The organism is Dietzia sp. DQ11-44 (assembly GCF_014145205.1).
GTDB lineage: Bacteria > Actinomycetota > Actinomycetes > Mycobacteriales > Mycobacteriaceae > Dietzia > Dietzia natronolimnaea.
The window spans coordinates 1-509 of sequence record NZ_JAALEC010000722.1 but is presented as its reverse complement, the minus strand read 5'-3'; the positions used below and the strand labels follow the sequence as shown (position 1 = coordinate 509).

The 509-nt window shown below is 69.4% G+C and carries 1 protein-coding gene; it reads left to right on the top strand.

Annotated elements, in window-relative coordinates:
• A partial coding sequence (locus G6018_RS16275) for a hypothetical protein (protein WP_182640182.1) occupies positions 1–421 on the top strand: 421 nt, incomplete at its 5' end.
• Positions 422–509: the final 88 nt, after the last annotated feature.

Here is a 509-nt window from a genome sequence, read left to right as displayed (position 1 = left end):
CGCCGCACTCGTGTGGCTCGTCGCGGCCGGGCCGATGTCGTCCTCGGATCGCGCGGAGCGCGCGGTCGAGCAGACTCTCCGCGACATGACCGCCTCGGACTCGTTCGCCGAGTTCAACAGCCATCTCTGCGCCGAGAACCGGGTGCCGCAGGACCTGGTCGACAACATCACCGCCTCCGGCGAGCAGACCGGCACCGACCTCGACGCGATGCTGCGCGAGTCCATCGCGGGTTCGTTCCCGCAGGATCTCGAGGTCACCGGGGTCGAGATCGAGGGCGATGTCGCCACCGCCACCGTGGAGTCGGAATCCGACGAGTCCGCGCCAGAGCAGGTACGGATGCTCAATGAGGACGGCGCCTGGAAGGTGTGCGAGCCCGGCGTGGGAATGGGTGCGGTGCCTCAGGGCGATCAGCCCGGCTGAGTTCCCGCCGGCTGATCGCCCCGAGTCTGATCGCCCTGAGACACGACGGCACGCCACGCGCCGCACACACGAGCCGTGCAGGAGTCAC